Below are 21,203 nucleotides of genomic sequence, written 5' to 3'. Positions count from 1 at the left end.
CTTCATGCTTCGACTCGGACTCGGCTGACGGCCGGAAGGGGAAATGATGAAAGCACGGATGCTGCGCCTCACGGCTCGTCTTCGCACCACCGCGCGCGACCTCGCAGACGACGAGAGGGGCGACGTCCCCGGGTGGGTCCTCATCACGCTGATGACCGCGGGGCTCGTCGTCGTGATCTGGGCGATGGCCGGGCCCGCCTTGGCCGACCTGTTCGAGCAGGCGATCAGCCGCGTCTCCGGGCTCTGACGCCTTGCGTGCCGGCCTGGTCCGCGCGCTGGCGGGCCTGCGCGCCCGACTCGGCGCTGACCTGCGCGACGACGCCGGAGCGAGCCCCGTCGAGTTCGTCCTCGTCGGCACGTTGCTCACGGTGCTCACCCTCGGTGTGCTGCAGTTCGGCCTCGCCGTGTATGTCCGCAACGTCGTGCACGACGCGGCCGTCGAGGGGGCCTATCACGCGTCCCTCGCCGACATGACGCTCGCCGACGGCGCGCAGCGCACGCGCGACATCGTGGGTCGCACGATCGGTGCCGAATATGCGACGGACGTCAGAGTCCAGGAGACGGCGGCGCTCGGCCAGCGGACCGTCGAGGTGCGAGTCCAGGCGACCCTGCCCCTCGTGGGCCTGCTCGGTGCGCCGCGCGGATTGGAGGTGACGGCGCATGCGCCGGTCGAAACGTTCGACTGACAGCGTCGCGGCGGATCCGCTCGCAGACGACCGCGGCTCCGCGGCGCTCGAGTTCATCCTCGTCGGGCTCCTCCTCCTGGTGCCCCTCGTCTACGTGGTCGTGGCGCTCGGCCTCATCCAGGGGCAGAGCCTCGGTGCCGAGGCCGCCGCACGTCACATCGCGCGTGCTGTCTCGACCGCGAGCGACGTGGACGACGCGCGCGCCCGGGCTGACGCGGTGCTCGCTGCGGTGTCGGAGGAGTACGGCCTCGATGACGTCGGCCTCTCCATCGACTGCACGCCATCGGGCGCCGCCTGTCCGCGGGCGGGTGCGACTCTGCACGTGCGCGTCCACACGACAGTCACGCTGCCGCTCGTACCTCCGGTGCTCGACCTCGACCGTATCGCCGCCGTCCCGATCGAGGCGTCGTCCGCGCACAAGGTCTCGCGCTTCTGGAGCGAGCGGTGATCGCTCAGGTGACGCGCGCGTTCGCGCGGAGAACCACGGCGTCCGACCCCGACGACGAGGGCAGCGTTCTCATCCTCACCCTCGGCTACGCCGTGCTCGCGATCGCGGTGATCCTCGTCTGCACGGCCGCGACGAGCCTGTATCTCGCGCAGAAGCAGCTCGACGCCGTGGCGGATGCGGCGGCTCTGGCTGCGGCGGACGGCTTCGACCTCTCGGTGGTCGACGGCGAGCCCGTCGCCACGCTCACCGACGCCGGCGTGCGTCGGGGAGCCGAGGCGATGATGGGAGCCCTCGACCCCGATGCGCGACTCATCTCGGCTTCGACCCCGGACGGAGTCTCCGCACGGGTGACGGTCGCTGGGCAGTGGCATCCGCCCATCGTCACCGTGTTCGTGCCCGACGGCGTCGCCCTCGAGTCCACCGCCACGAGCCGCACGGCGCTGCGCTGACGAGGGGTAGCGCGGGTGCTACCCCTCGGAGGTCGCCGTCGCGCGGGCGGCGAGCGCCACCGCCTCCATGCGCGAGTGCACGCCGAGCTTGCCGAGCAGGTTCTGCATGTGCGCGCCGACCGTCTTGATGCTGATGCCCATCTCGGTGGCGACCTGCTTCTGCGACATCCCGTCGGTGGTGAGCGCGAGCACCTGTCTCTCACGCGGGGTCAGCGACGAGAGCCGCCGGAGGTCCGCGGTCGCGCCGCGCGCCGGCCTGGTTCGCTCGATCAGCCGTCTCACCCGTGCGAGGAACTCCTCGGCGTCCATGGACTCGGCAGCGTAGTCGTCGGCGCCCACGAGGAGCCCGGCGACGACGTCGGCCGGCGTCGTCCGGTCCGCCGACACGAGCACCGCAGGCAGCTCCGGTCCGTAGCGATCTCGAAGCTCCCGCAAGAACCCGCAGCCGCCGTCCTCGACCTCGAGGATCGCCACCTCGGGCGCCACGCCGTTCAGCTGTGCGGCGGCCTGCGTCACCGTCGCGAATGCCACCGCGGACAGCCCCAGCCGGCCCAGCAGCGTGACGTATTCGGCCCTGACGTGGTCACCAGCGACCACGAGTGCGAATGACTCTTCCGTGCTCACGATTCCTCCCCGAATCGCGCGCCTCCCGCCTGAGACTGACGACCTAGGGAGTTCCCCGGAACCCCATCCGCACTTCTCCCGATGGTCGCGTCCCCACGCGGTTCATAGCCTAGGGCCAGCAATGGCCTGGGGAAAGGGGAGGACCATGTCTCAGCAGAAGCGGCGGCGCTCGATCGCCGCGGCAGTCACGGGCTGTCTGGTGGCGGCCTTCGTTCTGGGGGGAGCCTCCGCAGCCACCGCGGCGGACGGCCCGTGGGTGATCGACGGGGTCGTCGTGCCCGATGTCACGGATCCCGCGATGGAATCTATCGAGGACGAATTCGGCAACGTGAAGGAGCTTGGACCCGTCAACTCCAACACGACGAAGATCGCGGTCATCCACAACGACGGCTTGCCGACGCTCGACCTCACCAACCCGAACGCCCAGGTCGACCTGCGGCGTGCGTGGGTCGACGCGGAGAAGGATGCGGTGGGCGACGACTGGCTCTACTTCGCGTGGGAGCGCGACTCGGCCAACGGCAGCGGCTTCATCGCCTTCGAGTTCATGCAGAACGACGTGCCGGCCGGATGCGCCTACGAGACGGCGACCGACGATCAGCTGATCGCGAACTGCAATCCGTGGGCGAATCGTCAAGGCGGATCCGCGGGACCGCCGGTCGTGCCCGGCGACTTCATGATCCTCTGGGACCAGCAAGGCGGGAGCACCGCCCTGTCGCTGCGCATCTGGAGCGGAACAGCGCCGAATCTGACGCTCGGAGCTGCGATCCCACTCAACGCGACGGTATCGCAGGCCGCGTACAGTCCGGACAGATTCAAGGGCGAGGCGGCCATCAACCTGACGGACACCGTGTTCGGCGGGGTGCAGCAATGCCTCACGATCGCGAACGTCATCCCGAGCACAGTGACGGGCAACTCCGACACGGCCGACTACAAGGACACGATCCTGGCACCCGCGCCCGAGTTCGGCAGCTGCGAATCGACGACGGAGACCACACCTCAGACCGCCGCCGGCGCAACCATCCCCGGCTCGGGGATCTCGATCGGCACTGGGGTCGTCGGCGTCAAGGACTCCGCCGTCGTGAACATCACCGGAGGGACGACCGCCGTGGGCGGTTCGGTGCAGTTCCATCTCTGCAAGGTGGACGCACCAGGACTGTGCGTGGAGGGTGGAACCGACGTCGGGTCGGCCAACCTCACCGGCGCGACCTATCCGGTGACGGTCGAGTCGCCCACCGCGTGGGTGACGGCCGCCGGTCGCTACTGCTGGAGGGCGGAGTACACGCCGGTCCCAGGCAGTGGGGTCACGGGTTCGAGTGATGCGCGGGCGACGGAGTGCTTCACCGTGAATCCGGTGGCATCGACGCTCACCACCCAGGCGAGCGCGGGCGTCGTGCTCGGCGGCACAGTCAAGGACACGGCGACACTCGGCGGGACCACCGCCCAGCCGCTCGACCCCGTCATCCGCACAGGAGTCCAGCCGGCCCCGGGTGCACCCGCGGGGGGAACGATCACCTTCTCGCTGTACGGACCGAGCACCACCGGCTGCGGCCCGCTCGTGCAGACGACGACCGCGGTGAATGTGAGCGGCAACGGCGACTACGAGTCGCCGACGGTGACACCGACCGCCGCGGGCACGTACCACTGGGTTGCCGTATACAGCGGGAGCTCACCGAACACCCTCGGCAAGACCCACAACGCCACGTGCACCGACGGCAACGAAGATGTCGTGGTCAGCACGGTGCAGGCGAGGATGTCGACCGCGCAGCGGTGGTATCCGAACGATTCGGCGACGATCTCGGCCTCGGCCGGTGGGCCTCTTGCCGGGACGGTGACGTTCACGCTGTATCCCTCGACCGACTGCTCGGGCACGCCGGTGTTCCCGGCAGTGAACCAGGGGGTCTCGGGCGCGTCGCCGCAGACGGTGGGGACCAACAACACCACCGTCGCCGTCACCACCGGCGGGCCGTTCTCCTGGAAGGTGAGTTACGACAGCACCAACCCGGCGCAGGATGACATCCTCCCGAGCTGCCACGAGACGTCGTCGCTGGTCATCACGAACGGAGGAACGGTCCCACCGCTGCCATGACTGGGAGGTGAAGCCCGCTCATAAGGACTGGTCCGTCCGCCGGAGGCGGGACCGACCGGCGGTGGACGAAGCGGCGACGGCACCGGTGCCCGTCGCCGCTTCGCCGCGCCCGCCGAGACGGACGGGTGTATCCCGCATCCCGGCGTCCGTTGCGGTCGCGCCGGATCGGTGCCCAGGCGCCTCGACCGGAAAGGAGGAGAATGATCGCCGCCTTCGTCAACGTCGGCAGGAGCGCTACCAGCCGTGCGTGTTGAACCACTCTGCGCGGCGCCGGGTCTCGGCATCCGTCTCTGCGGCGTCGGCGGTGTCGTGTGTCACGAGCCTGCTCGCGTCGTCGAGCGCGATGAACCGGAGACACACCGAGCACACCGCGCGGCCGCCGGGGAAGCCGTCGGCGAGGGGTGCGGCGGGGACGCCCGGCTCGCCGGAGCCGGAGCAATGCGTGGGATCCGCCCCGGCATCGGACCACATGATCGTGCGGTGGCGGTGCAGTCCCGCGTGCCTGAGGGGGCGCGTGCAGCGCCGCCCGTCGTTGCGGCTGCGGCAGAACGTCACGACCTCGCTCACGCGCGGGTCCGGGGTACGTAGCGTGGCACCCACCGCACGAAGGCGAGCGCGCCGACGAGGCCGATCGCGCCCATGATCCCCGTCGCGACGGAAAGGGAGGCGACCGCGGCGATGCCCGATACGAGCAGCGGTGCGACCGCGCCGCCCGCGTCGGTGAGGGTTCGCCACGAGCCGAGGAAGGACGCAGGGTCGGCCTTCGGCGCGACGTCGGCGCCGAGGGTCAGCAGGATGCCGCTCGACAGGCCGTTGCCGACGCCCAGCACCGCCGCGAACATGGCGAACCACATGGCGGCCTGGGGGAGGTCGTGCGTGAACGCGAGTGCGACGAAGCCCGCCCCCATCAGGATCATGGCCGGCAGGGCGGCCCACAGCCGGCCGAAGCGGTCCATGACCTGGCCGCTCGCGTAGAAGAGCGCGAAGTCGATCGCACCCGAGATGCCGACCACGAGGGCGATCGTCTGCGCGTCGAGGCCGATCGACACACCCCACAGCGGAAGCACGACCTGGCGAGCCGAACGAATGGCGGACAGGGATGCCGCGGCCAGGCCGAGCGTCGACAGCACACGGCGGTGCCGCCACATCGTGCGGATCACGCCGGTTCCGGGACCGATGCCGGAGGACTCCCTCCGCGGAAGGCGGATGGAACCGGTGACCGGCTCACCCGTGTCTTCGGTGTCGACGGAAGCGTCGCGCGCCGCCTGCTCCTGCGGCGTGAGGAATTGCTTCTCGGGGTCGGGGCCGAGGAGCACGAGGAGCACCGTGGCCACGAGGCATCCGCCGAAGAACCAGATCGTGGCGTGCTCGTCGCCGAACAGCGCGAGAAGGCCGGCCGCGACGAACGGTCCGACGAACATGCCGAGGCGGAACGTGCCGCCCAGCAGCGACAGCGCGCGAGCGCGGAACGACAGCGGCACACGTGTGGTCATGAACGAATGGCGGGCCAAGCCGAAGGCCGCGGCGCAGAAGCCGATGAGGAAGACCGCGAGGGCGAAGATGCCGAGCGACGGCGCAAGCGCCATGCCCACCACACCGCCGAGGGACACGACTCCGGCGATCACCATCGTCAGTCGCTCGCCGACGCGGGCGACCGCCCAGCCGGCGGGGATGTTGCCGCAGAGCTGCCCCACGACCAGCGCGGAGGCGACGAGGGCGGCGGTGGCGACATCCGCTCCGAGCTGTGCCGCGATGACGGGGATCAGCGGGATGACGGCCCCCTCGCCGAGTGCGAACAGCACAGTGGGGCCGTAGACCATCGGCCCGAACCGCCACAGCACGTCACGGGCGGTGGGGGAGCCTGTGTGATCGGTCATCGCTTCCACGTTAGTCTGGAGTGTCATGCTCGACTTCGATCCCTCCGCCGACATCCAGGCCCTGCGTTCCACGTTCGCCGACATCAAGGCCGTGGTCGACGTCGAGGCGCTCAACGCCGACATCGCCCGACTCAGCGAGGAGGCCGGCGCCCCCAACCTGTGGGATGACGTCGAGAAGGCGCAGAAGGTCACCAGCGCCCTCAGCCACCGCCAGGCAGAGCTCAAGCGCATCACAGACGTCGAGCAGCGCCTCGACGATCTCGATGTGCTCGTCGAGCTCGCCAACGAGATGGACGACGAGGACTCCGCCGAAGAGGCGCGCCACGAGATCGCGGAACTCGAGGACATCGTCAGCCAGCTCGAGGTGCAGACGCTCCTCGACGGCGAGTACGACGAGCGCTCCGCGGTCGTGACGATCCGCTCGGGCGCGGGCGGCGACGACGCGACCGACTTCGCCGAGATGCTGCTGCGCATGTACCTGCGCTGGGCCGAGCGTCACAAATACTCCGTCAAGGTCATGGACACCTCCTACGCGGAGGGAGCCGGCATCAAGTCGGCGACGTTCGAGATCGACGCCCCGTACGCCTACGGCACGCTGTCGGTCGAGGCCGGCACGCACCGCCTCGCACGCATCAGCCCCTTCGGCTCCGCCGACAAACGGCAGACCTCGTTCGCCGCGGTCGAGGTCATCCCGGTGATGGAGGAAGCGGTCGAGGTCGACATCCCCGAGAACGATCTGCGCGTCGACGTCTTCCGCTCCTCGGGCCCCGGCGGACAGTCCGTCAACACGACGGACTCGGCGGTGCGCCTCACGCACATCCCGACCGGCATCGTCGTGTCGATGCAGAACGAGAAGTCGCAGATCCAGAACCGCGCCGCGGCGATGCGCGTGCTCCAGACCCGACTGCTCCTGCTCAAGCGCGAGGAAGAGGCGGCGAAGAAGAAGGAGCTCGCGGGCACGATCACGGCGAGCTGGGGCGACCAGATGCGCTCGTACTTCCTGTACGGCCAGCAGCTCGTCAAGGATCTCCGCACCGGCCACGAGGTGGGCAACCCGGCCATCGTCTTCGACGGCGACCTGGACGGCTTCATCTCCGCCGGCATCCGCTGGCGCAAGCGCAAGGACGACGACGACTGATCCAGCCCGCACTCGGCGAACCGATGCGCAAACGATGAGTGTCGCTGGAGCGGGGCCGGTGGCGTCCGCATAGGCTCGTTAGGCCATGATCCGGTTCGAAAACGTCACGAAGCGCTTTCGCGGCACTTCCAAGCCCGCTCTGAGCGATGTCGATTTCGAGGTGCTGCGCGGGGAGTTCGTCTTCCTCGTCGGCGCGTCGGGCTCCGGCAAGTCGTCCTGCCTCCGTCTGATCCTCCGAGAGGAGACGCCGTCCGAAGGGCGTGTGGTCGTCCTCGGTCGTGACCTGCGTACGCTGTCGAACCGCAAGGTTCCGTACTTCCGGCGCCATGTGGGGGCGGTCTTCCAGGACTTCCGGCTGCTGCCGACCAAGACCGTGTTCCAGAACGTCGCGTTCACGCTGCAGGTCATCGGATCATCGCGGGGCTTCATCCAGCAGGCGGTCCCCGAGGTGCTCGCGCTCGTCGGACTCGCCGGCAAGGAGAAGAGGTTCCCGCACGAGCTGTCGGGCGGTGAGCAGCAGCGCGTCGCGATCGCCCGTGCGCTGGTGAATCGGCCCCAGATCCTGCTCGCCGACGAGCCGACCGGAAACCTCGACCCGGCGACATCCATCGACATCATGCAGCTGCTCGCGCGCATCAACGCGGGCGGCACCACTGTCGTGATGGCCACGCATGAGGCGGGCTTCGTCGACCAGATGCAGCGCCGTGTCATCGAGTTGCGCCACGGCGAGATCATCCGCGACGAGCGCCACGGTGGCTACGGCGACCGGTCGAGCCTGCCGAGCCTCGCCCCGGAGCCGGAGCGCGGCGCCGCCGCGGTCGCCGCCCTCACCGCGGTGCTCGAGGTGCAGCGCGAGGCCGCGATCGCGGCCGCTGCAGGCCTCGATCCGACGGCTGTGCAGGATGACGAGGAGCTCGTCGGCGTGGAACCGGATGCCGTGTCGCCGGCCGCCGGCGTCGCGGCCGCTGCGGCCGCCGCAGCCGCGGCGGTCGCCGTCACGGCCGCAGAGGCCCAGCAGGCGGAGGGTCTTGCACAGGCCCTCGAGGAGCCGGTCGTCGAACACGCGCCCGCGGCCGAGGCATCCGCCCCCGCGAAGCCCACGCACACCCAGCCGATCCCGCTCGTCGACGCCGTCGAGCTGCAGGTCGAGGAGCTCGGGCTTGCCGACCGGCTCGGCCTCGGCGCCACCGATCCCGACGACGAAGTGGGGCCCACCTCATGAGGTTCGGACTCATCATGTCGGAGGCTTTCACGGGCCTCCGGCGCAACGTCTCGATGGTCGTCTCGGTGGTGCTGGTCACCTTCGTGTCGCTCACGTTCGTCGGCGCGGCGATCCTCATGCAGATGCAGATCGGCACGATGCGCGACTTCTGGGTCGAGCGCGCGCAGGTCGCGGTCTACATGTGCACCAGCATCTCGACGCCCGCGACCTGCTCGAACGGCGAGGCGTCGCCCGAGCAGGTCGAAGAGGTGCGCGCGAAGCTCGAGGGCAGCGCGCTGGCGCCTCTCATTCGCGACCTGACGTTCCTCGACCACCAGCAGGCGTACGACGAGCTGCTGCAGATCGCCGGCGAAGAGAACGCGAGCGTGATCACGCCCGATCAGGTCAACGAGACGTTCCGCATCACGCTGGTCGACCCCGAGCAGTCGGACGTCATCATCGAGGCCTTCAGCGGCATGCAGGGGGTCGAACTGGTCAAAGACCAGATGCAGTACCTCGATCCGTTGTTCTCCGCCCTGACCATAGCCACCTACATCGCGGTCGGCATCGCCGTGCTCATGCTGATCGCCGCAGTGCTGCTGATCGCGACGACCATCCGCCTCTCCGCCTTCGCGCGAAGGCGGGAGCTGGGGATCATGCGCCTGGTCGGGGCATCCAATCGCTTCATCCAGACGCCGTTCATCCTCGAGGGCGTGATCGCGGCGCTGCTCGGATCCGTCCTGGCCAGCGCCGCCGTGATCGCCGGCGTGCATTTCGGCGTCAACAACTACCTGCGCAACCGCGTCGACTTCGTCACGACCTGGGTCGGAATGGCGGACGCGTGGCTCGTGGTGCCCGTGCTGATCCTGGTCGGTGTGGTGCTCGCTGCGCTGTCGGCGAGCTTCGCGATCCGCAGGTGGCTGCGCGCGTGATCGTCCACCCCGTCGCGGGGGTAGACTGACAGGCTGCCGTCCGACGTTTCGGCATCAGCGAGGAGACATCATGCCCAGGGAACGCGGGGAGAAGGTCGTGGCGACCAATCGTCGCGCGCGCCACGAGTACGCGATCGAGAAGACGTACGAGGCGGGCCTCGTGCTGACCGGCACCGAGGTGAAGTCGCTGCGCGAAGGCCGTGCGAACCTCTCGGACGGCTACGCGTACATCGACAACGGCGAGGCGTACCTGGACGCGGTGCACATCCCCGAGTACTCGCAGGGTCACTGGACGAATCACTCGTCGAAGCGCACGCGCAAGCTGCTCCTGCACAAGGAGGAGATCGTCAAGCTCTCGCACGCGATCTCGGCAGGCGGCTACACGCTCATCCCTTTGAAGCTGTACTTCTCGGACGGCCGTGCCAAGGTCGAGATCGCGGTGGCCAAGGGCAAGCGTGAGTTCGAGAAGCGTCAGACGATCCGCGAGCGCGAAGACAAGCGCGAGGCGGAGCGCGCGATGCGCTCCCGCAACCGCCTCGGCGAGTAGCGCCTCAGCTCACGGCTTCCGCAGCATCCGCGCCGTGCGCGGCGCTGTCGCTGAACGCCGTCTTCGGGACGAAGCACAGCAGCACCGCGGCGGCGAGCGCGGTCATGCCGCACACCACCCACACCGTGACGTAGCCCGAGAACGATCCCGCAGTGCCCTCGGTCGTCGCACCGGTCGCGCCGTGCAGCAGCGCGATGCCGAACACGCACGAGGCGATCGCACCGCCGACGGTCTTCACCGAGTTCGTGAGACCCGTCGCGACACCGGTCTGAGTGGGCGGCGCGGCGGATGCCGCCGCCGCCGGCAGCGCCGCGACGAGGGCTCCCGATCCGAGGCCCACGATCACCATGTTCACGATGACCTGCGAGTAGGTGTCGTGGAACGGCAGGAACATGAGGAACCCGATGCCGACGAGCGTCGCCGCCCCGATGAGAGCCAGACGGGGCGCGGTGAGCCGGGCGATGAGCGGGAACAGCAGCGCTCCCGTGATCATCGCGATGAGGTAGACGCCGATGATGAGCGAGGTCTGGAAGCCGGTCGTGCCCAGGCCGTATCCGTACACGGCCGGGTCGGTGCGGGCGAAGGTCGACAGCGGAGCCTGCGCGCCGAGCACGCTCACCCCGAACAGTCCGGCCGTGAGGAAGACGGGCCCGAGGGCGGGGGAGCGGAACATCCGCACATCGATGAGCGGATCGTCGTGCCGCAGCTCCCACAGCACGAAGGGCACCACGAGGAGCACGCCGAGAACCGTGACGAGCCAGGCGATCGGATCAGCCGGGCCGTTGAGGCGGAGCAGGCTGAGGCCTCCGGTGAAGGCGACGAGTGCGAGCGAGATGAGCACCAGGCCGACGTTGTCGAGGCGGCCGCCGGTGGGCTCGGGCGACTCCTTGACTCCGAACAGGATCACGAAGAAGCACACGACGACGAGCAGAGCGGGCACGAGCAGCACGATCCACAGCGGCAGGCTGTCGATGAGCATGCCGCCCACGAGGGCGCCGGTGATGGCGCCGGTCTCGAGCGCCGCCACGAGGAATCCGGCGGCTCGCGCCGTGATGGTCGCCCGGCCCTCCATGCGCCGAGAGCGCGACCAGATCAGCGCGATCTCCAGAGGCAGCCACACGACGTAGAACCCCTGGATGGCCCACGCCGCGAGGAAGACGCCGAACGAGTCGGTGAACGGCAGGACGAGGGATGCTGCGGCCGTGATCGCCGTCGAGATCACCAGCATCCGCTTGTGCCCGATCATGTCGCCGAGCTTCGCGAATGCGGGGACGACGAGCGCCGAGAGCATGAGCTGCGTGCCCTCGAGCCAATTGACGTCGGCGTCGTGCACTCCGAGGTGACGGGCGATGTCGGTGAGCATGGGCGTGTAGAAGCCCTGGATCACACCGCTCGTGAACTCGACGAACGCGAGGAAGCCGACGACTCCCGCGAGCGCGCCGATGGTGACGCGTGAGGACACGGCGCTGCGCGTCATCGGTGCTCCTTCGCTCGGGCCCCAGACCCGGTCACTGTTGCGCACCGCCGCAGGCATGCCGAAGGCGGGCGCGAATCACTCTAGGCGTTGGAGGAGGGTGCGATGGAACAGCTCGCCCCGTTCGAGCGCCGCGATCGCGACACGCTCGTCGACGCCGTGGATCGACGCGCGCTGCGCCTTGCTCATCTCGAGTGGGGCGAAGCGGTAGACCGCCGGCGAGAAGCGGTGGAAATGCCGCGAGTCTGTGGCCGCCATCATCACGTACGGCACGGTCGCTGCGCCCGGGTGCGACACCTTCACCGCGTCCGTGATGAGCGCGAACTGCGCGTTCTCCGTCGACGACTCCGGGGACGGTCCGTCGCCCTCGAGCACCTCGACCTTCACATGCCGGTCGGCGATCCGCTTGCGGACCCGCTTCACGGTGCTCGCGACCGACTCGCCCAGTGCGATGCGCAGGTTGAGCGTCGCCGTCGCCTGCGAGGGGAGGACGTTCGCGGCCGTTCCGCCGGACTGCATGGTGGCGGCGACGGTCGTGCGCACGAGCGCCGCGGGCTCGCCGCCCATCGCGGTGAAGGCGCGCGCGGTGAGCCACGGTGCCCTCGACAGCAGCCGATACAGTGCGCGAGGGATGCCGCCCGTCCGGGTCGCGAAGAGCTCGAGCATGCGCGTGACCGCCGCCGGCGTGCGTGCAGGGAACGTCTCGGGGGACAGTCGCTCGACGGCGCGCGCGATGCGCCGGACGGCGGTGCGGGCGGGAGGAGCGGACGCGTGCCCGCCCTCGCCGCGGGCGCTCAGACGGAGCGTCAGCACGCCCTTCTCGCCCACGCCCACCATGGCGGCCGTGCCGCGGACGAAGGGCAGCGGCGCGTCCACGACGGCGCCTCCTTCGTCGAGCACGAGCCATGGCTCGACGCCGCGATCCCGGAGCGTCTCGGCGATGATGCGAGCCGCGCCACCGAAAGTCTCCTCGTCGCCCCCGAACGACAGGTACACGTCGCGCGCCGGCGTGAACCCCGACGAGAGGAGGTTCTCGACGGCATCCATCACGACGACGAGCGGTCCCTTGTCGTCGAGCGCGCCGCGGCCGTACACCCAGCCACGATCGATGCGCCCCTCGAACGGCGGGTGGGTCCAGGCGTCGCTCTCGTCGACCGGGACGACGTCGAAGTGCGCCATCAACACCGTCGGCTGCTCTTCGGCGCGCCCGCGCCACCGGTACAGGATCCCCAGCTCGCCGATGCGCTCGCGCTCCAGGTGCTCGTGGATGAGCGGGTAGAGCTCGACGAGCACGTCGGCGAACGCATCGAACGGCCCCTGCCCGCGTTCAGCGCGCTCCGCCGAGACGGTGGGCAGCTGGATCATGCGCGACAGGCGTTCGGCGATGCCCGCGCGGGGCACGACGTCGGCAGAGCTCATCGGGCGGCGAACCGGGCCTCGACGGCTGCCGAGATCACGATGTCCTCGGGCTGGAGCTGCACAGCAGGCCCCCCGCCCGCAGCGTCCGAGGCGAACGACGCCTTCGCCATGAGCATGCGGGGCGCCGGTGCCGTCTCGGGGCGGCTCTGCTGCGTCAGCAGTCCCACGTCAGCGAGCTCGACGGCGGTGACGTCGGCGAGGCCGAGCGCCCCGGCGTACGCGCTCGCTCGCCCGACGGCCACTCCCACGGCCTGCGTGGCGACTTCCCGTTCCACGGATGCCTTCGTCTCGGGGGTGAGCTTCCACTCGATCCAGCCCAGCTGCACGCCCTCGCGCTCGGCGACCTCGCCGGCCCACCACGACAGCACCGCGAAGTCGCTGAACGTGACGGAGAAGTCCACGGTCGCATAGTGCACCGGTGCCAGGCGCTTGCCCTCGTTGTTCCAGGGGCGCTCGGACCACACCGACACGCGTTGGCTCGTCCACTCGGTGACGGTGCCCGCGGACTTCCGCAAGGTGAGGTCGCCGCGCACCGGCTCGGTGAGCGCGGCCATGCGCTCCACGACGGCGCCGCGCTCGGGTCCTTCGGCGCGGATGGTCAGGTGCGCGATCGCGCGCTCGGGGGCGATGCGGGTCTCGTGCTCCCCGCGAACCGTGATGACGACGTCGCTCATCCTCAGACCCTAACCCGCGACCGGTGGGTCAATCGGGGAAGATCTGCCCGACCGGGAGGCGCTTCTCGGCCTGGAACGCATCCTCGGTGCGTCCGTGCGCCCAGTACGCCGACAGTGACAGATCGGCCCGCGCGACGCCGCGGTCGAGCAGGAGCGGCCGCAGCGACTTCATCGCACCGCGCTCACCATGTGCGAAGACCTGCACGCGGCCGGCCGGCCAGGCCGCAGCATCCACTGCCGCGACGAGCCGGGCGCCGGGAGCGCCGTGCTCCTCGTCGATCCACTGGGCGACGGCGCCTGACGGCACCTCGATCCGGTGCGCAGCCGAACGCGTCTCGATGATCGTCGTCACCGCGGCTTCGGCGGGCAGTGCCTCGAGCGCGGACCAGATCGCAGGGATCGCCGACTCGTCGCCGATCAGCACGTGGTGATCCGCGGTGAGGTCGGGGGAGTACCCCGCTCCGGGGGACGACATCGTCAGCCGATCACCGGGCTTCGCCTTCGCCGCCCACGGCCCGGCGATGCCGGTGTCTCCGTGCACGACGAAGTCGATCTCGATGGTGCGGGCCGTCGCGTCCACACGCCGGATCGTGTAGGTGCGGATCGTCGGAAGCTCCTCGAACGGCACCTTCTCGCGCAGCGTGGCGAGATCGTACGGCGGCTCGAGGGCGCTGCCCACGGGCGGGAAGTACAGCTTCGCGTACTTGTCGGTCTCGGGCCGGTCGGCGAAGTCGGCGAACTCGTCGCCCGCCAGCGTCACCCGCACGAGGTCGGGCGAGAGCCAGGTGCTCCCGGTCACGAAGAGGGTGGTCTGCGGGCGCGCGGCACGAGGTGAGGTCACCCTTACATGCTAGAGAACGGATGCTGCGAGCCGGCTTCGCGTCCGGGAATGGCGGGGACGCAGCATCCGTTGTATTCTGATGTGCTCGGATGCTTCGGCGCCCGATTGTTGGCAACTCCACAGTGTGACAGCGGCCCTTCGCGAGAAGGACACCTCGAAAGAGGAAACGGGGATGATCGGTTTCGACATCGCCTGTGAATCTGCGTGAAGCGGGCCGAGGATGCAGGGTTATCTCGTAAACGCTCCTTGCAAACCAATAACTGCCGAAAAGAAGCAGTCCGCGTTCGCCCTCGCTGCCTGAGCAGCGAGCCCGACGCCGTCAATCCGTGACTGATCCCGTCACGGGTATTGGCGTCATCTAGGGATCTTGCTGCGTGACGTCGCCTGAGCGTCACGCGGGACTCTTTCAGGATGGGCTCGTCGACTTAGGTGTCTGTGACAAAGGTCGGAGCCGAGTAGAACGATTTCACAGACTGCGCCCGGAGAAACCGCAGTTACCCAGCGATGGACGGGGGTTCGATTCCCCCCATCTCCACGAACCGCTGTCACAGAAGAGGGTCAGAAACCCGCGGAATCACGCGGATTTCTGGCCTTTTTCGTTTCGTTGGCTCCGGCGCTGAGTCGCGATTTGCCCACAATTTGCCCACACTTTCGGGGCTCGACCTCGGATCTGCCCACAACTCATACCTGAATGATCCGGCTGACATCAGCCGCGAGCGCACCCTGATTGAGTCGCGCGGCGACGTCGGCGAGATCGTCCTCGAAGAGATCGGCGTAGGTGTCGAGCGTCATCGCGGCGGACTTGTGGCCAAGCATCCGCTGCACCGCCTTGACGTTCGCGCCCGACGAGATCGCGAGGCTCGCCGCCGTGTGTCGCAGGTCGTGAGGTGTGAGTCGCTCGACGCCGGACCGCTCGAGCGCCGCGGCGAACCAGGAGGTCGTGCCGACACTCGTCTTCGCCCGCCGCAGGTGGTTGCCGTCGGCATCGGTGAACACGAGGTCGTCCGGGCCCTTGCCGGCGCACATCTCCCGGAGCGGTGCCTCGAGGAACTCGGGGAACGGGACGATCCGTCGCTCCCAGTTCTTCGGCGCCCCGACGACGATGCGGCCTTCGACCTCGACGGCGGCACGATTGACCTGGATACGATGGCGGTCGAAGTTGATGTCGCGCACGTGCATGCCGATCGCCTCGCTCCAGCGGAGCCCGCAATACGAGAGAACGAGGATGAGCGTTCGGTAGGTCGACGTGCTCGCAGTCTCGGCGAGCTGGACCACCTCGGCGTGCGTCAGATACCGCCGCGGCTTCTCGGATCGCTTCGCTGGCAGGTTCTGCGCGCCGCGGGCGACGTTGCGCGCGATGCGTCCGTCGCGGACCGCGGTGTCGAGGATGCCGGCGAGCACGCCGAGCGCGCGGTAGACGACAGTCGCCGAGCAAGGCCGTCCTGTAACTCCGCTGTTCTCCGTCCGATTGGTCGCCGCACTACCTTCGGAGAGCTCGCGGATCCACTGCTCGACCTGGGATGCGCGGATGTCGCCGATGCGCGTGTCTTCCCACCGCGGTCGCACATACACGCGCCAGGACGTCTCAAGCGAGCTGTACGACGACGCCTTGAGCGAGTGCCGCTTGTTGCGCATCCACTCGTGCCGAGATCGCCGACCGTCGCTCGTGCCGCGGCCGGATCGGTGTAAGAACCGACGGTGCGGGCAACTTCCGTACGGGCGAGGAAGATCTCGGCGTCGCGCTTCGTGCGGAACCCGCGCTTTTCGACCTGACGATGAGTGCTGTCGTCGCGCCAACGAACTTGATAGTGTCGTCCGGCCGCTGCCTGATAGCTCGCGATGCTTCCCATGCTGACCTCGCTGTCAGGCTAGCTCAGGGCGCGGACACACGGGGCGTGGCTTTGTCGCTCATGACGATCCCTCAGCGGGCACTGCCGATGGAGGGATTGTGGCGTCCCACCGGCGACCGGTGGGACGTTGCAGTCGCCGGGATTTCAGGGCAGGAGCCCGATCATCTGTGGTCGCGCCTTCATCGGCAGCTTGTATTGGTCCGCGGCCGCAGGCCGACGCTTAGCGCGGCGAAGGCGGCCGCGGAAACGTGCTTTCGGAAGATGTGTGACTCGCAGGTGGCGAGGAATGCGACGCGGCGTCGCCGGAGTTCGCGGTAGACGGTGGCGCGGGAGACGTTGAACAACTCGGCGATCTCCGTCTGGGTGTACTCGCCACGATCCTGCACGTCGAACAGACGCTTCCGCTGGGTGAGAGAAAGCTTCGGTTGTTTGCCCTTCAAATGGCCCTTCGCGCGTGCGACGGCCATCCCTTCCTTTGTGCGCATGCTGATCAGGTCTCGCTCGAATTCGGCGACCATGGCGAGCACGTTGAACAGGAGCCGGCGTACCGGGTCGGTTGGGTCATACCTGTTGCCGCCGAGACTGAGCGCGACGCCCTTCATTGTCAGTTCGTCGGCGATGTCACGCGCGTCCCGCACCGACCGGGCAAGCCGGTCAAGCTTGGTCACGACGAGGGTGTCGCCTTCTCGCACGGCGGCGAGCGCTTCGCGCAATCCGGGTCTGGCCCGGTTGGTGCCGGTCAGGCCGTGATCGACGTAGATGTTCGAATCGAGGACTCCGAGTCGCAGCAGCGCATCCGGTTGCGAGGTGAGGTCTTGATCCGCGGTGGAGACTCTGGCGTAGCCATCTGTATCTCGTTCTTGCCGGTCCGCTTGGTAGCGATGCGCGGTTGGGGCCTGTCGTGCACGGATCGGAGCGTGTGCGATGACCGGTCGGCGCGAGGGCGGTGCGCGCTTGAGGCGGGAAGCGTGCCGGCCAGACTGCATGCGGCGGGGTGGGCTTGAGCATCGATCAAGTCTTGCGAAGCGGCGACCCTGATCAGAGCGTCTCGAAGAAATCCTCGTCGATGCGGTACAGGGTGACCGAAACGTCCGGCTGCGTGCCCACGCCGTGCTCCAGCATCAGCTCGGCGAGACGTTTGCCGTCAATCAGCTCGATACGCGCGTTGACTCGTTCTGCCTCGACCTTTGCGCCGGATGAGAAGGAACTTGTCGTGATGAAGACGCCGCGATCTCCCTGAGCGCCCATGAGGGCGCCCACGAACTTTTGAATCTCGGGCCGTTGTACCGCTACTTCGGTGTACCGCTTCGCTTGTATATAGATGCGGTCAAGCCCTAACGGGTCCTGGCTGATGATGCCGTCAATGCCGTGGTCACCTGGCTGCCCGGAGTGCTCGATCTGCCCGCGCCTTCCGTACCCCATTCTGTCCAGGAGTCGGATCACGAGAAGCTCAAACTCCCGCGGCTGGATCGCGCGCGCACGCTCTAGCAGCTCACCCACTAGCGCCCCCCGGTTCTCCGCCTCGGCCGCATCAAGGAGCTCCTGAGGTGTGGATTCTTGTTCGCTCGAGGCCGCTGCCGTGATAGGCAGCTCGGTGCTGATCTTCTTGCGGGTTCCGGTCCGGGTGATGAACTCGCGATACTTCGGATACGCGTTCAAGACTTTCATGTCGATGCGATCCGGGTGCTCGCGCAGTGCCGCTCGCCCCTCCGGGGTGATGCGAATGTGGGCGCGCGCAGGACGCTCCAGCAATCCCGCCTGGAAAAGGTATGTGATCGCCCACGTCGCATTGCTATCGAAGCGTCGCTTCTGGCCGCTCGCAATCATCTCTGCTCGATCGGCGGAGTCAAGCTCGAACCGGTCAGCGAGGAGATCGATGACTCTGCGGTTGGAGTAAGAATCTCCGTCTTCCACCTCCGCTAGGACGGGCCTCATAAGCGTCTGGAAGTCTGGAACCGGCATCGCTTCTCGCCCCTTCTTGGCTTGCTCACCTAGCTGAATCAATTCTGGCGCACCCGACAGCGCGACTCCGGTCTTGAAACTTCGCCGTGCGTGCCGAGGACGCGCGTGAACGGGTACTTGAGCGGGCGGAGTCCGGGGCTCCAAGTCCCGTCTACCTGCGCTCGGGTGCGTGACTGCTCGAGCGGCCAGTGGCACGCCCACAGGTCCGACTTCCCGAGTGTCTCGCACGCCGGCCGTGTCGGCGCTATCTTCGGGGCCATGAAGCTCCGGCACGCGGCTGGCGGCCCCCAGATCCCTGCGGTCAGCACGATGGCGGGACGGCGGGTGCACACCGTCGGCGGGATCCTGATGGTCACCGCCGGACTATTGGCGCCGCTCGCCTACGCGCTTCTCCTTCAGGGCGGCCAATCGACGTTGGCCTTCGCCGGTCTCTTCCTGTCGCAGGTGACGTTCTCGGCCGCAGTCATTCTGTTCGCGGTCGGATGGGGCGGTCGCGGCAGCGTGGTGGCGGGTCAGTGGGTCGGGATGGTAGCCCTCGTCGCGTACGCCGTTGCGCGCATCGCGCCGTTCATCCTGGAATGGATCGAGGATGCCGGGCTGCCGGGTTGGCAAGGCGATATCTGGTGGCCGGCCCTGCTCGCCGGTTTCGTGGGCGTGGTCGAGATTGCACGCGTCGGCGCTGTCCACGGCGTCGGTCGATGGCTCCCCATGCTGCTGTTCCTGCTCGAGGCGGCGGTACAGATCCTCTACCTGCTCGTGCAGAACGAGGTGGACGGGTGGGGCGCGACCCCGAGCTGGGTCTTCACCGCGGGGGTGCTGCTCATCGCGACGTTCGGTGGCTGGTTCATCGGCCCACTCGTCCTCGGGATCACGGCGCTGTGGCAAGCCTCTTCGGCACGTGCCGCCGCACGTGCGACGTAGATCGACCTTGACCAGAAGGGTGTTCACCCGCCGAGGCAGGACACTTAGGTTCGATGCGCAGCAGAGGGTGGTTCAGCGAGCGACGCCGCCCTGTGTGTGCACCGCGATCGCTAGATCCAGCACCGAGCGCTTCGAAGGTGGGTCGCTCAGATCCCACCATGCCACCTCAACGAGCTCATCAGATGCGTGAGCGGACGGGTCGTCGACGAAGCTCACGCGGTACACGGCCGCCAACTCTCGGCGCATGGGGTTGAGCAGTTCGAATGTGGCCAGCCCTACCCATTCCAGCTCATCCGGGTGAATCACCACACCTGTTTCCTCGTGAAGTTCTCGGGCAGCGGCTGCCCGAGGTGTCTCGCCGGGGTCGATCATCCCGCCGGGGAGCTCCCACTCATCGCGCCAACGGTTGAGGTCGAAGAGGACATTCGAGGAGTAGGAGGCCACGACCAGCGAAAGGGGACATGGCACACCCTCTACGTGATCAGCCATCGGCTCTACAGCGCTGCGTAGATCAGTGAGGCGCTGACCATGTGCGTCGATCGCGAGCGGTGCGTCCATCGCCCCACCGTGCCATCAGGACGACACGAAGTCGACTTCACTACCGTACGTGGGCCGGTCAGTCAGCGTGCGGGTCGGCGGAGTTCTGCGAGTGCGGGTTCGAGACGAGTGGCGCGGCTGGGATCGATGATCGCGACTTCGTTCAGCAGCAGTTCGACCATCAGCAGTCGTGAGGCTTCGAGGTCCTCCGGCGTGAGGTTCACGGCGCGGGTCGCGGCGAGCTGCTCGAGTTCGGTCGCAGCGAGTTGGTCCACTTCGCGACCGTGCCAGGAGTTCAGGCCGTCGCGGGAGCACTTCAGGTCGATGACTCGGTTCCTCAGCTCGTCGAGCATCATGCTGGCCTGCCAAAGCTTGTCGCGGGCGGTCGCTGACCGGGCGTGTAGGGCATACAGCCACGCCATCCCGATCGCGGTGTCGGTGTTCAGCGGGGAGGGAGTCGTCGGTGGGTTCGGAGCGCCGAAGAGCAGGTGGAATGCCGGCTCGGTGGCGCGGAACTGATCGTGCGGCCAGAACGACAGATCGATCTGCAGTGAGCTGCGAAGGAGGAACACGCGATACCGAACACCGACGGCGAAAACGTCCAGCGTGTCGGCGATCCCGAAGCGGATGCCGATCGCGTCTGTCCAGTCGTCCACGACTTCCGGCTCATTCGCCGCGGGATCCAGCTGGAGGAGGAGGTCGACGTCGGACCATGCGTCCTCGGTGCCGCGAGCGGCTGAGCCCGCGAGAGCCGCGCCAATGATCCGGGGGTCGCGTTCTGCGATCGCGATCAACTCTGCCCGGATCGTCGTTCGTTCTGTGGCGGAGAACATGAGACCAACTTCGCACAACCACGAGGCTGGGTGTGCGCGCGCTCATCGGTCGCTGAGCGTCCGGGGTATGGGGTCAGGATGACGGTGGGCTCGTTCGGAACACGAATCTGTCGTCCGGTGACCAGATGTGCTCGTCGTCGCATCGATAGCCGCGCAACCACGCCTGTCCGTCAACGACGCGAAGATAGAAGCCTTTGGGATATGTGTCGTCGTCGCTCAGCGGTTTGGACGCCACTGTGAGCGAGCCGCTGGGAGCCCTGCCCGCGGACATGACGGAGTCGGTCGATGTCGCTTGGTCGAGCAGAGCCAACCGCAGGTACGGGGCGGTGTCGGGAGGACACAGCATCAGCCCCTGCTGGTCTCCGAGCTCAAGAATCTCGGAGAACGCCGCGCCGCGCGGCCGCCCGAGGCCGGCGACTGTTCGCTCCGTGACCACGATGGCGCGCGTGTTCTCGCCATCGAAGACGTCAGAGTCGAGCAGAGTCTCGGCATGAGAGTTGAGAAGGACGTCTCGGGCGGTGAGGGTGCTTCTCAGCGCGGCTCGCGACAGGCCCCCGATGACAATCTCGAGTTGGTCGATGCGGTGACGTCCCCTGTGGTGGTGGGGTTTCCGGCGGGGTCGCCAGTGTCGTAGACGTTGGTGAGCCATCGTGCGATGGTCAGTGAGAACCGGCTAAAGCTACTCACAGAAGGACACAACGCAC

General features: G+C 68.1%; 22 protein-coding genes, 1 other RNA gene and 2 pseudogenes. 11 read left to right on the top strand and 14 right to left on the bottom strand.

What is annotated here, in order from left to right; genetic code table 11:
• Window positions 1-46 precede the first annotated feature (46 nt).
• From AC3A46_RS14540 to AC3A46_RS14525, 4 genes are all read left to right on the top strand, one after another.
• On the top strand, window positions 47-247 hold the full coding sequence (locus AC3A46_RS14540) for a hypothetical protein (RefSeq protein ID WP_056368355.1): 201 nt from the start codon (window positions 47-49) through the stop codon (window positions 245-247).
• 61 nt (window positions 248-308) lie between these two features.
• Window positions 309-686: a TadE/TadG family type IV pilus assembly protein gene (locus tag AC3A46_RS14535; protein ID WP_487665861.1), complete on the top strand. Its 378-nt coding sequence runs from the start codon at window positions 309-311 to the stop codon at window positions 684-686.
• Window positions 661-1,134: a TadE family protein gene (locus tag AC3A46_RS14530; protein WP_487665828.1), complete on the top strand. Its 474-nt coding sequence runs from the start codon at window positions 661-663 to the stop codon at window positions 1,132-1,134. Before AC3A46_RS14535 ends, AC3A46_RS14530 begins: the two co-directional genes overlap by 26 nt.
• Window positions 1,131-1,583 carry a pilus assembly protein TadG-related protein gene (locus AC3A46_RS14525; protein WP_487665827.1) on the top strand — a complete coding sequence of 151 codons (453 nt, stop codon included), beginning with the start codon at window positions 1,131-1,133 and terminating at the stop codon, window positions 1,581-1,583. Before AC3A46_RS14530 ends, AC3A46_RS14525 begins: the two co-directional genes overlap by 4 nt.
• An 18-nt stretch (window positions 1,584-1,601) precedes the next feature.
• Here the strand turns inward: AC3A46_RS14525 and AC3A46_RS14520 are convergent, their stop codons facing one another.
• Window positions 1,602-2,207 carry a response regulator transcription factor gene (locus AC3A46_RS14520; RefSeq protein WP_487665826.1) on the bottom strand — a complete coding sequence of 202 codons (606 nt, stop codon included), beginning with the start codon at window positions 2,205-2,207 and terminating at the stop codon, window positions 1,602-1,604.
• A gap of 145 nt (window positions 2,208-2,352) precedes the next feature.
• Here AC3A46_RS14520 and AC3A46_RS14515 point away from each other — a divergent pair, with 145 nt between their 5' ends.
• A complete protein-coding gene (locus AC3A46_RS14515; RefSeq protein WP_487665825.1) occupies window positions 2,353-4,293 on the top strand; it encodes a hemagglutinin in 1,941 nt (646 codons plus the stop codon).
• Between the two features lie 234 nt (window positions 4,294-4,527).
• Here the strand turns inward: AC3A46_RS14515 and AC3A46_RS14510 are convergent, their stop codons facing one another.
• Complete coding sequence (locus AC3A46_RS14510; protein WP_487665824.1) at window positions 4,528-4,860, bottom strand: hypothetical protein; 333 nt, start codon at window positions 4,858-4,860, stop codon at window positions 4,528-4,530.
• Complete coding sequence (locus AC3A46_RS14505; RefSeq protein ID WP_487665823.1) at window positions 4,857-6,170, bottom strand: MFS transporter; 1,314 nt, start codon at window positions 6,168-6,170, stop codon at window positions 4,857-4,859. Before AC3A46_RS14505 ends, AC3A46_RS14510 begins: the two co-directional genes overlap by 4 nt.
• A 25-nt stretch (window positions 6,171-6,195) precedes the next feature.
• Between AC3A46_RS14505 and prfB the strand changes: the two genes are divergently transcribed.
• From prfB to smpB, 4 genes are all read left to right on the top strand, one after another.
• The gene (gene prfB, locus AC3A46_RS14500; protein ID WP_487665822.1) at window positions 6,196-7,308 is read left to right on the top strand and encodes a peptide chain release factor 2; all 1,113 of its coding nucleotides are present in this window, start codon (window positions 6,196-6,198) and stop codon (window positions 7,306-7,308) included.
• Between the two features lie 85 nt (window positions 7,309-7,393).
• Window positions 7,394-8,530: a cell division ATP-binding protein FtsE gene (gene ftsE / locus AC3A46_RS14495; protein ID WP_487665821.1), complete on the top strand. Its 1,137-nt coding sequence runs from the start codon at window positions 7,394-7,396 to the stop codon at window positions 8,528-8,530.
• Window positions 8,527-9,441: a permease-like cell division protein FtsX gene (gene ftsX / locus AC3A46_RS14490; protein ID WP_487665820.1), complete on the top strand. Its 915-nt coding sequence runs from the start codon at window positions 8,527-8,529 to the stop codon at window positions 9,439-9,441. The genes ftsE and ftsX overlap by 4 nt, the downstream gene beginning before the upstream one ends.
• A 70-nt stretch (window positions 9,442-9,511) precedes the next feature.
• On the top strand, window positions 9,512-9,988 hold the full coding sequence (smpB, locus tag AC3A46_RS14485) for an SsrA-binding protein SmpB (RefSeq protein WP_045296901.1): 477 nt from the start codon (window positions 9,512-9,514) through the stop codon (window positions 9,986-9,988).
• Window positions 9,989-9,992: 4 nt separating this feature from the next.
• Here the strand turns inward: smpB and AC3A46_RS14480 are convergent, their stop codons facing one another.
• From AC3A46_RS14480 to AC3A46_RS14465, 4 genes are all read right to left on the bottom strand, one after another.
• Window positions 9,993-11,465 (bottom strand): MFS transporter, encoded by a 1,473-nt coding sequence (locus AC3A46_RS14480; RefSeq protein WP_487665819.1) that lies wholly within the window; start codon window positions 11,463-11,465, stop codon window positions 9,993-9,995.
• A 75-nt stretch (window positions 11,466-11,540) separates the two neighbouring features.
• Window positions 11,541-12,881: a M20/M25/M40 family metallo-hydrolase gene (locus AC3A46_RS14475; protein WP_487665818.1), complete on the bottom strand. Its 1,341-nt coding sequence runs from the start codon at window positions 12,879-12,881 to the stop codon at window positions 11,541-11,543.
• The gene (locus AC3A46_RS14470) at window positions 12,878-13,555 is read right to left on the bottom strand and encodes an SIMPL domain-containing protein (RefSeq protein WP_487665817.1); all 678 of its coding nucleotides are present in this window, start codon (window positions 13,553-13,555) and stop codon (window positions 12,878-12,880) included. The genes AC3A46_RS14475 and AC3A46_RS14470 overlap by 4 nt, the downstream gene beginning before the upstream one ends.
• A 28-nt stretch (window positions 13,556-13,583) precedes the next feature.
• A complete protein-coding gene (locus AC3A46_RS14465) occupies window positions 13,584-14,396 on the bottom strand; it encodes a siderophore-interacting protein (protein WP_487665816.1) in 813 nt (270 codons plus the stop codon).
• Between the two features lie 168 nt (window positions 14,397-14,564).
• Here AC3A46_RS14465 and ssrA point away from each other — a divergent pair.
• Window positions 14,565-14,934: a transfer-messenger RNA gene (gene ssrA / locus AC3A46_RS14460) on the top strand.
• A gap of 143 nt (window positions 14,935-15,077) precedes the next feature.
• Here the strand turns inward: ssrA and AC3A46_RS14455 are convergent.
• The 3 genes and pseudogenes from AC3A46_RS14455 to AC3A46_RS14445 all read right to left on the bottom strand — a co-directional run bounded on the left by AC3A46_RS14455 (window position 15,078) and on the right by AC3A46_RS14445 (window position 18,208).
• Window positions 15,078-16,031 carry a tyrosine-type recombinase/integrase gene (locus AC3A46_RS14455; RefSeq protein ID WP_487665815.1) on the bottom strand — a complete coding sequence of 318 codons (954 nt, stop codon included), beginning with the start codon at window positions 16,029-16,031 and terminating at the stop codon, window positions 15,078-15,080.
• 394 nt (window positions 16,032-16,425) lie between these two features.
• Window positions 16,426-17,091, bottom strand: a pseudogene (locus AC3A46_RS14450) (recombinase family protein); the annotation flags it as partial.
• Between the two features lie 193 nt (window positions 17,092-17,284).
• Entirely contained in the window at window positions 17,285-18,208 is a 924-nt protein-coding gene (locus AC3A46_RS14445; protein WP_487665814.1) for a restriction endonuclease, read from the bottom strand.
• 258 nt (window positions 18,209-18,466) lie between these two features.
• On the opposite strand from AC3A46_RS14445, the gene AC3A46_RS14440 reads away from it, so the two are divergent.
• Entirely contained in the window at window positions 18,467-19,129 is a 663-nt protein-coding gene (locus AC3A46_RS14440) for a hypothetical protein (protein ID WP_487665813.1), read from the top strand.
• Window positions 19,130-19,201: 72 nt separating this feature from the next.
• Here the strand turns inward: AC3A46_RS14440 and AC3A46_RS14435 are convergent, their stop codons facing one another.
• The 4 genes and pseudogenes from AC3A46_RS14435 to AC3A46_RS14420 form a co-directional block, all read right to left on the bottom strand.
• On the bottom strand, window positions 19,202-19,687 hold the full coding sequence (locus AC3A46_RS14435) for an NUDIX domain-containing protein (RefSeq protein ID WP_487665812.1): 486 nt from the start codon (window positions 19,685-19,687) through the stop codon (window positions 19,202-19,204).
• Between the two features lie 62 nt (window positions 19,688-19,749).
• Entirely contained in the window at window positions 19,750-20,322 is a 573-nt protein-coding gene (locus tag AC3A46_RS14430) for a hypothetical protein (RefSeq protein WP_487665862.1), read from the bottom strand.
• Window positions 20,323-20,343: 21 nt separating this feature from the next.
• Window positions 20,344-20,499 (bottom strand): annotated as a pseudogene (locus AC3A46_RS14425) (nucleotidyltransferase domain-containing protein); the annotation flags it as partial.
• 73 nt (window positions 20,500-20,572) lie between these two features.
• A complete protein-coding gene (locus tag AC3A46_RS14420) occupies window positions 20,573-21,148 on the bottom strand; it encodes a hypothetical protein (RefSeq protein WP_487665811.1) in 576 nt (191 codons plus the stop codon).
• Between the last annotated feature and the right edge of the window lie 55 nt (window positions 21,149-21,203).

The sequence above is a fragment of the Microbacterium sp. Soil_C_42 genome, from assembly GCF_057656735.1.
This window is presented reverse-complemented; position numbering and strand designations above follow the sequence as displayed.